At 55.3% G+C, this 9,247-nt stretch carries 5 protein-coding genes and 2 pseudogenes; 3 read left to right on the top strand and 4 right to left on the bottom strand.

Annotated elements, in window-relative coordinates:
- The 3 genes from ENI00_RS02360 to ENI00_RS02350 all read right to left on the bottom strand — a co-directional run.
- Nucleotides 1-450: contractile injection system protein, VgrG/Pvc8 family (locus tag ENI00_RS02360; RefSeq protein WP_304098288.1), on the bottom strand; the 450-nt coding region annotated here is incomplete at its 3' end.
- Nucleotides 451-627: 177 nt separating this feature from the next.
- Nucleotides 628-1,596, bottom strand: a complete 969-nt coding sequence (locus tag ENI00_RS02355; protein WP_304098285.1) for an NAD(P)H-quinone oxidoreductase — start codon at nucleotides 1,594-1,596, stop codon at nucleotides 628-630.
- A 27-nt stretch (nucleotides 1,597-1,623) separates the two neighbouring features.
- Nucleotides 1,624-3,768, bottom strand: coding sequence for a tRNA-queuosine alpha-mannosyltransferase domain-containing protein (locus tag ENI00_RS02350; RefSeq protein WP_304098282.1), 2,145 nt, complete (start codon nucleotides 3,766-3,768; stop codon nucleotides 1,624-1,626).
- 114 nt (nucleotides 3,769-3,882) lie between these two features.
- Between ENI00_RS02350 and ENI00_RS02345 the strand changes: the two genes are divergently transcribed.
- Entirely contained in the window at nucleotides 3,883-5,337 is a 1,455-nt protein-coding gene (locus ENI00_RS02345; protein ID WP_304098279.1) for a protein adenylyltransferase SelO, read from the top strand.
- Between the two features lie 13 nt (nucleotides 5,338-5,350).
- Here ENI00_RS02345 and ENI00_RS02340 read toward each other — a convergent pair whose 3' ends face one another.
- Nucleotides 5,351-6,865, bottom strand: a complete 1,515-nt coding sequence (locus ENI00_RS02340) for a fumarate hydratase (RefSeq protein ID WP_304098276.1) — start codon at nucleotides 6,863-6,865, stop codon at nucleotides 5,351-5,353.
- 99 nt (nucleotides 6,866-6,964) lie between these two features.
- Here ENI00_RS02340 and ENI00_RS02335 point away from each other — a divergent pair.
- Nucleotides 6,965-7,174, top strand: a pseudogene (locus ENI00_RS02335) (enoyl-CoA hydratase-related protein); the annotation flags it as partial.
- Nucleotides 7,175-7,456: 282 nt separating this feature from the next.
- A pseudogene (locus ENI00_RS02330) lies at nucleotides 7,457-9,247 on the top strand (hypothetical protein); the annotation flags it as partial.

The following is a 9,247-nucleotide window of genomic DNA, read 5'->3' as shown; positions in this document are numbered from 1 at the left end:
GTGCTGTACGCAGTATTCCCGCTCCTGGGGCGCACGTTTTAAATCAAACACCGAATTCACTATGCCCCGTTCTTCTAATAACGTGCGCACGAGGGTATCTGTGGTCTGGGTTTGAAAGATGCGGCTGTTGTGCATCAGCCCTAACCGCCATAACGGCGGCTGAATGATGAGTTCGTAGCGGATGCGACGGTGGCCGGGGTCACCCCGGGCAAACTCGTTAACCACGCCGGTGAAGCGGCGAAGTGGCGCTCCATCCTGCCACACCACCAGATCCACCGGTTGTTCCAGAACCTCCGCAGCATCCAGGTCTGGATCCGTGCTGGCTAATTCAAGGCGGCCGTGGAATAGCTCGGAAAGCCGTTCGGTGAGCGTAAAGCCAACCACGGAAAATAGATCAGAGGGGAGTTCGCCAACACGGGCGGTAAACTGCAGTCCGTTTGCCTGGGGCATGTCTTCAATCCCTGAAAATGGTGTCTTTTCCGTGCTCATCCTGAGCCGGTGCCCGATTATAACCTTCAGATTCCGGAATGTAACCCCGCCGGGCAGAACCCCATAAAACATGAGAGGTTGACTACAACACCGCTCCAACAGAGAAATACCGTGAAACGGCGCTCAACGCCGGGGAGGTTATTCCGCAATCTTGAGGAGAACCTTTCCGGTGTTTTTGTTGGCCTTCACGTGAGCCATCGCATCCTCAACCTGCTCAATAGGCCAGGTACTGTCGATCATGGGCTCAATCTGGCCCGCAACCAACAACGGCCAAACGTGACGATAAAGCGCCTGCATAACACGCCCTTTGTCGCTCACCGAACGGGACCGCAGTGTCGAGCCGATCAGCCTGTGGCGTTTCATCAACATGAGGCCCAGATCAATTTCCGCCGATCGGCCACCCATGAGACCTATCAGAATAATCCGGCCATCGACGCTCAGAACTTGCTGATTTTCCTTGATGTAGCTTCCACCAACCGGGTCCAGCACCATATCCACACCGCCCCAGCTCTTTACCGCGTCCACAAACGAGCCGTCATTTCGGTTCCAGGTGCCAGTTGCGCCCAGATTGCGGCAAACTTGCAGCTTCTCCTCATCGCCAGCGGTCGCAAATACCGGGTTTCCGAAGGCCGTTGCAATCTGAATAACGGCGGTACCCAAGCCACTGGCAGCCGCATGCAACAACACCCGTTCGCCAGGCTGCAAATCTGCTTCCTGATAGAGATTCAACCAGGCTGTCGCAAATACTTCAGGAACAGCCGCGGCTTTTTTCAACGAAAATCCTTTCGGCACCGGCAGCACCTGAACCGCGGGGACAGCCACCTTGGTGGCGTAGCCTCCTCCGGTTAACAGGGCACACACTTCATCCTCCACCTTGAACTCTGTGACCGATTTGCCCACCGCTGCGATTCGGCCACTCACCTCCAGGCCCAGAATATCGGAAGCGCCCGGAGGAGGCGGATAAGCACCAGCCCGCTGCATCAGATCGGCCCGGTTAATAGCGCTCCAGACAACGTCGATTTCTACGTGATCCGCAGGCAACTCTTCATTGCTCGCACAGTCTTCCCATTTAAGGGAGTCGCCGGTTACCTTAATTGCTTTCATCATGTATTAAATCTCGGAACTTTCGAGTGTTTAATCAGGATACCCCATGTGGCTGCGCGGGTGTAATGAGTATGTTTTCATAACCCGATTATCGATAGCGTCCAACAGCAATGCCTTGTATATCGGTGTCAATGCGTCACGGCTGAAACGCTGCACATCTGGCAAGGCTAATCGTTGAACAGTCTGGCGCTCAATCAACGCCGCTGCGTAAGCCGCCTCGGCCGGGATGTCATCGCCACAGTCCGGATACACGTATTCCGGTGGGAACAACTCCGGGTAGACTTCCCGTCCCGGCACAATGGGCACGCAGCCTGCGGCCACGGCTTCAAGCACCGCCAGCCCCTGAAATTCGTGCAGCGCGGTTGAAAGAATCACGTCGGCACTCCCCAGCCACTGGTAATACTCGGTGCGGCTTGGGGCGTAACCAAACTGAACCAGCCGATGGGCAAACTGATGTTGGATCGTCGTTAGTGCTTCAGGTACTTTTCGGAAACTCTCACCCAGGATACACACCTGAAAGTTCACCGTTCTGCGCTCGAGTTCCTGCAGAATCGCGAGCAACCGGTCAGGACCCTTGTCATATTCCCAGCGAGCGGCCCAAACAATTCTTAACGGCGACAAACCAGAGCGGAACTCGGGGCCATTACCCCATAAACGCTCAGCCGCCTCGGGATTCTCGCGTTCCGCTTCTTGGCGAAACACACGATCATCCACAGGCACTGGCAGAACCCGGGATTTCGCGGCGATGAGCTCGAGCGCGCCCTCCGGGATGCCATCGGGCAATCGCTGAAAAAGCTTTTCAACACCGTCAAAAAAGCTCCGTCGATTCCAGTCGCTGTTGAACAGAACGCCTTCGGCTGCAATAGCGCTGTAAAGGTTGACCATTTGGGGATCAACGCTGTTGTGCTGCTCATCGGATGCCGGATAGGCAAACTGGTTTTCATGCATATAGAGCAGCGCTGGCGTGTGGGCCAAGTTCGGATGAAACCCCCGAATCGACGCCAGATCGACCATCGACGTTACAAGCAACAGATCCCAATGCTCCTTCAACAGCGGCTCGTTCAGCCAAGTCAGTGCGTTACCCCGAATCCGCCAGCGGAAGAACCTGGGAGACAGAGAAAGCACATGCCATTCAAATTCCGGCTGACTGAGCACCAACTGTTCTCTCCAGTTGCGATGGCTGCCTGCGTCATAGGCGGAGAGCAAAAGTACTCTGGGTTTTTGTGGTTGAGCCCGAAAATGAGGGCGGCTCAAAGAATGGTCTCCGGCGACCTCGATCAGCACGTCCGCGCGGCTTGGCAGGTGCTGAAGGCAGGATCGGGTTACCCGCTCATAGTGCATAATGAAACGAATGACCGCCTGATCATTCATGATGCGCACAGCCTGCGCGGCGCCCCCGAACGCTTTTTCGTTCAATGCAGAATTCCGGGCGCGATCTGTTTTTTCTGCCAGTTTATGCTCCTGTAAGGTGCGCCATTCCAGAACCCGCGACATCGACGGCGCCTCCAGCATGATCAGGCTGTCCAGTTCGCCGAAAAACTCATGATATGTGTCTTTGAGGCACTGGTTTACGTATCTTCGCCAGGTGCCCGAAGGATCCTCTTCCGCCTCCAGTGTATTGAGGGGTTCGGCAAGGGCTTCATCGCCTTCAGGTAGAGCACCAACACACCAGCCCTCCAGCAGGATAACCTCTGCCCTGCCGTCAAAAACGGGCCATTCGGCCAGAGGAACCCGGTCGTCACAAGACTTGTCGAATGCGGGAATGCGAGTCTGATCGCCTGGACCGGCGGTTCGAAGCTGATCAATCACCCGCCTGCCAAGCTTCACATCGTGTGTTCCGGGCACGCCTCGAGTCACCAACAAAGGGTGCACCTGCTCGGCGAGTGCCCTACGTTCGGCTCTGGTAAGATAGAGGTCATCCAGCGAAAAGCTTGCGGTCGGGCAGCGCCAGTGATCGCAAAGCAGAGCGCGCAAAAAAAGCGCCAAGGTGGATTTACCAGTGCCTTGGGCACCGTTAATGCCCACCACGACGGTTCTGTTTTTTGCACGTCTCAACGAGACGATGTGTTCGATCATGGGCAGGATGGTCTGCTCTACGGTGGCAGCGTAATGGCTAGGCAGCCCTTCCTCTTCAATCAGGTCATCGATCGTTGCTGTAATCTCGCGGTCAGGCACGTTAGGGTTTCCGTTTTTACTGAATGTTTTACTGAATGTTTTACTGGATCAGTTAATTGGTTTTATCAGAATTCGCACCACAATTCGTACTACACGATGGGAGTATAGGTTTTTATGAGCAGCAACGGTTTTTGCGTTGAGCATCGCTACCTGGAACTCCCGGAAAGCTTCTACACCCGCGTGCAGCCCTCCCCGCTGAAAGACGCAAAAATGGCCTGCTTCAATCACACCCTTGCGCAAGACATGGGTTTTCACGTTACCAACGAGGCCGACTGGGCCAAAATCGGCGGAGGCACGGAACTGCTTGAGGGCATGGACCCGGTCGCCATGAAATACACCGGCCACCAGTTTGGCATGTACAACCCGGAACTGGGTGATGGTCGCGGTCTTCTTTTATGGGAAACCTTAGGCCCCGATGGCCGTCGCTGGGATTGGCACCTGAAAGGCGCCGGGATGACGCCCTATTCCCGCTTTGGGGATGGCCGGGCGGTTCTGCGCTCAACCATTCGTGAGTACCTGTGCAGCGAAGCCATGAACGGGCTGGGTATTCCAACCACCCGAGCTCTGTTTATGGTCAGCGCCCGGGACCCGATACGCAGGGAATCCATTGAAACCGCCGCAGCGCTGGTGCGCGTAGCCCAGAGTCATATTCGCTTTGGTCACTTTGAGTTTGCCGCACACCACGAAAGCCCGGAAGCCGTAAAAACCTTACTGGAGCACGTAATCGCGCTTCACTTTCCACATCTTATAACGCTGGAAGAGGAAGATCGCCATGCCCGCTGGTTTGGAGAAGTGGTGGAGCGCACCGCCCGTCTTATTGCGGACTGGCAAGCGGTCGGCTTCTGCCATGGTGTAATGAACAGCGATAACATGTCGATCATCGGCGACACCTTCGATTACGGGCCTTTCGCGTTCCTGGACGACTTTGATGCAGGGTACATTTGCAACCACACCGACCAGGGTGGCCGTTACGCCTATAACCGCCAGCCCCAGATGGGCTTTGCGAATTGCCAATACCTGGCCAACGCCCTCCTGCCGGTTATGGATGAAAGCACCATCCGCAATGAGTTGAAGCGATACGAAGCGGCCTACAACGGGCGTTTTTTACAAAACATGCGAGACAAACTCGGCCTGGCGCAGGAAAACGAAGCGGATCTGAGCCTGATCATGGACACTTTCAGCATGCTCAACGAGCACCATACCGACTACACCGCCTTCTTCCGCGCGCTTTCCAACCTTCGCGCCCACGGCAACGCACCCGTGCGGGATCTGTTTGTGGATCGTGAAGTGGCAGATGAGTGGCTGGCGCGCTATGAGACGCGACTGGGAAAAGAAACCCGCGCCCATGACGAGCGTGAGCACGAGATGCGCCGGGCGAACCCAAAATACATTTTGCGGAACTATCTGGCGCAACAGGTGATTCTGGAAGCACAGAATGGTGATTACGAGCCCATGAAAGAGCTGATAAAGGTTCTGGAGCGGCCGTATGACGAACGGCCCGAGCATGAACGATACGCTGCAATGCCGCCAAACTGGGGCAAACACATGAATATCAGTTGCTCGAGCTAACGCCTACCTGACCTCAGACCGCCTTGGCCGCAATGATTTTCTCATGCCACTCGGCCGGCCCCGTCTGATGCACGGACGAACCCCGGGAATCCACCGCAACGGTCACCGGCATGTCTTCCACATCAAACTCGTAAATGGCTTCCATACCCAGTTCCGGGAAGGCCACCACCTCTGCGTGTTTGATGGCTTTTGACACCAGGTACGCAGCGCCGCCTACCGCCATCAGGTACACCGCACCGAATTCGCGAATAGCGTCAATGCCTGCCTCACCTCGCTCGGCTTTACCGATCATACCGGTGAGGCCGGTTTTCTCCAGCATGGTGTGGGTAAATTTGTCCATGCGCGTGGCGGTTGTGGGGCCTGCGGGGCCAACCACTTCTTCACGCACCGGATCGACCGGGCCGACGTAATAGATGAAGCGGCCTTTCAGGTCCACCGGCAGCTCTTCGCCATTGTTGATCATATCAACCATTTTCTTGTGCGCGGCGTCGCGGCCGGTCAGCATTTTCCCGGACAACAAAACCGTTTCACCCGGCTGCCATTCTTTGACCTCTTCCGGGGTAACGGTATTCAGATTCACCCGGCGCACGTTTTCACCCACTTCCCAGGTGATCTCCGGCCAATCGTCCAGGCTCGGGGGCGTTTGCAGCGACGGGCCAGTGCCATCCAACGTAAAGTGCGCGTGGCGGGTGGCGGCACAGTTTGGAATGATCGCAACCGGTTTGTTAGCGGCGTGGGTAGGATAGTCCTTTACCTTCACATCCAGCACGGTTGTCAGGCCGCCAAGGCCCTGAGCACCGATACCTAAATCATTCACCTTATCAAACAACTCAAGGCGCAACTCTTCGGCACGATTGGCCGCACCGCGCGCTTGCAAATCGTGGATATCGATGGGGTCCATCAGCGATTCTTTCGCCATTTCCATGGCCTTCTCGGCCGTACCGCCAATACCAATACCCAGCATGCCAGGGGGGCACCAGCCCGCACCCATCTGCGGGATCATTTTCAGCACCCAGTCCACCACCGAATCCGAAGGATTCAGCATGGCAAACTTGGATTTGGCTTCAGAGCCGCCGCCTTTGGCTGCCACGTGTATTTCGACCGTGTCACCCGGCACAATCTTGTAGTGAATAATGGCAGGTGTATTGTCTCCCGTGTTCTGCCTTTTACCATCCGGATCCGCCAGAATGGATGCCCGCAGAATGTTGTCTGGTTGGGTATAGGCACGACGAACACCTTCATTAATCACGTCGTCCAGCGCCATCTCACAGTCCCACTGCACATTCATACCGACATTCACAAACACGGTCACAATACCGGTGTCCTGACACAGCGGCCGGTGGCCCTGGGCACACATGCGCGAGTTTATAAGGATTTGGGCCATGGCATCCTTGGCCGCCTGCGACTCCTCCCGCAGATAGGCTTCATGAACAGCCTGGATAAAATCTTTCGGGTGATAGTAGGAAATAAATTGCAGCGCGTCCGCTACGCTTTCAATCAAGTCATCCTGGCGGATTATGGTGGTCATGGGCGCCTCATCAGGTTGGTCTCGTTATGATCTAAACGTCAAAAACAGGACGCAGAGTTTACCAGAAAATCCAAAGAGCGAGACACTGAAAAAGCTTCCTTCGACGTTTGCCAGCAGCTCGCAAGTCAGCCACCTGCCGCCATACGCGCAACCAAAAAGCTCCTCAGCGGCCCCACCCGCGCAGAACTTAAAGCAGCCATGTTGGCCGAGGGCGAACTGTTCGCAGAGCGCCTGAAATCGCCGGAAGCCGCCGAAGCGTTCAGCGCCTTCATGCAAAAACGCAAACCGGATTTCTCAGGTTTCAAATAGCCCGCAGAGGCTCGACAAACAGTGCCCGGCCAACTAGTTTTGATAAAGACCGAACGCCCCTGTGCGCGAGGAGGACCCGAATCGCAAGAATCACACTTTTGGCTGATCAACACTGGCAATAGTGGCGCTATAGTCACAGGTACAGAAATTGGCTTGAAGCGCTGGCTACAATTTCAGGTAACGATTTGAGCAGAACAGGCCACTGACACCGGGTTTACCGCATCAGAGCGGCCCCGTTAGTTGCCGAACATAACGATACAACAACAGGAAAAGGTTCCACCCATGTTCAAGAAAACTCTAATAAGTCTTGCCGTGGCGTCTTCCCTTGGGCTAACAGGCTGCCTTAGCGGCGGTGATGAGGGGGCGAATGCTAATCCGGATTATAAAATCTCCAATCCAGAATTAGATGGAAAGACCTGGCCAATTTTTAACCCGGTCACGGGCAACTTGCCAATCCCCAACGATCTGATTTTCCGCTCGGATGACCCAAAAACATCGATTAACGAAGCGGATGGTTCCTTTCAAGTTGCAGACACTGCACCTCCAGTTACAACTGCTTTGAACCAGTTGAGCGGTGCTTCGTCTGTAGCGCCTGCAGTTGTGCAATTTAATGGGCAGATTGATCCCGATTCCGTTGACTCTCGAGCTTTCATTCTGGCTGATCCAACTGACCCAACCACTGTAATTCCAAACCCCAAGCAGAACGTTTTCCTGATTGGACTCCAATATGCCGGCGGCGATCCTGTGCGCGGTCTTGGCGCTGGCGAGTCACCAACGATTCCCCTCGCGATCACAGCCCAGGTAGCCGCAGGCAGCGCGCCCCAGGATCTCAGTGGCCGGAACCAAGCCGCAGCGGGTGGTTATCTATATGGGCTAACACAGGCGCCCGAGTACGTTGCTGAAGTCGTTTCTTTAGATGGCACTTCTGCCATCCGAATCAACCCGACACAACCACTCAAACCGTTCACCCGTTATCTGGTTGTGATTACCAAGGAAGTGCTAGATATCAATGGGGATCCGATTATTCAGGATCCAATTTATCGCGACATCGCAGACCCTGAACGCGTGCTTGGCAATCCAACCGCCTTGGCCCCTGTTCGCAAAATTGTTGATTCATTTTGGGAAAAAGTAGCCGCGAGCTTCTTCGGCGTGCCAAATCAGGCGCGCCCCGATAACACCCTTACCGAAAACGATATTGCGGTCTCATACAGTTTTACAACCTCCAACGACCAGCGGGTGCTTCAGTACATTGCTGATCCGAAAGCGTTCTTCAAAGAAACCATATTGGGTTCGGCCCGCTTCAAAGCTGTCTCGGACGCTCGCGAAGGAGGAACAACTGACTTTTTCACTCTGTATACGGTCGGTAATAATGCGGTTATAGCCGCAGACACTGTCGCTGACGGCCAGGCCGCTGGCCTTGTCGGTGCCTTTACAACCGCAAAGCTTTTACCAACGCCTGCAGATCAGAGCTCTACCGCTGCATTTGGTGTTCCACAAGACGTAACCCAGGTGTCGGCCATTGCCAGCCAGTTTGTTGACTTCGGCAAAGTGAATTTGGTTCAGGGCACGATCGACCTGCCTTACTATCTGGGCGTGCCAACCGGTTCCTCCGACGCAGAAGGCTCTGTCATCAATACTAAAAGCTGGACTGCTAATGCAGCATTGGCGGCAGCCGCAGGCGACCAGCTGGGTGTTGAGCTGGCTCAGTCTAGCTCTGCGGTCAGCAAGGTAGTCAACTATCGGTTCCCGTTCCCTACCAAAACCCAAGACGTGACCGTGCCCATCATGGTTTTCTACCCGGCAAGCTACGATGGCACCACGCCCCTGGAAACCGTAATGTACATGCACGGCATCACCACCGACCGAAGCGCTGCACTGACGTTCGGCAGTGCTCTGGCCAATGCTTCGCAGGTAGCTGTAGTGGTTATCGATCAGCCGCTGCATGGAGTAACGCCCGTCAGCCTCGCCACACAGCAGGGGCTTGCAAAACAGCTTCTCGATGCCGGCCAAGAAAAAGGCTTACCGGCCTCCCTTGCGGCGAATGATACGAATATTAATGCGGTCATCGGCGGG

The organism is Marinobacter antarcticus, assembly GCF_011049865.1.
Lineage (GTDB): Bacteria > Pseudomonadota > Gammaproteobacteria > Pseudomonadales > Oleiphilaceae > Marinobacter > Marinobacter antarcticus_A.
The sequence above is the reverse complement of the archived record's forward strand: the minus strand, read 5'-3'. Positions and strand labels throughout refer to the sequence as shown.

Coding starts and splice junctions, on each gene's coding strand:
- ENI00_RS02355 (WP_304098285.1), bottom strand. CDS start 1,596: ATGATGAAAGCAATTAAGGTAACCGGCGACTCCCTTAAATGGGAAGAC.
- ENI00_RS02345 (WP_304098279.1), top strand. CDS start 3,883: ATGAGCAGCAACGGTTTTTGCGTTGAGCATCGCTACCTGGAACTCCCG.
- ENI00_RS02340 (WP_304098276.1), bottom strand. CDS start 6,865: ATGACCACCATAATCCGCCAGGATGACTTGATTGAAAGCGTAGCGGAC.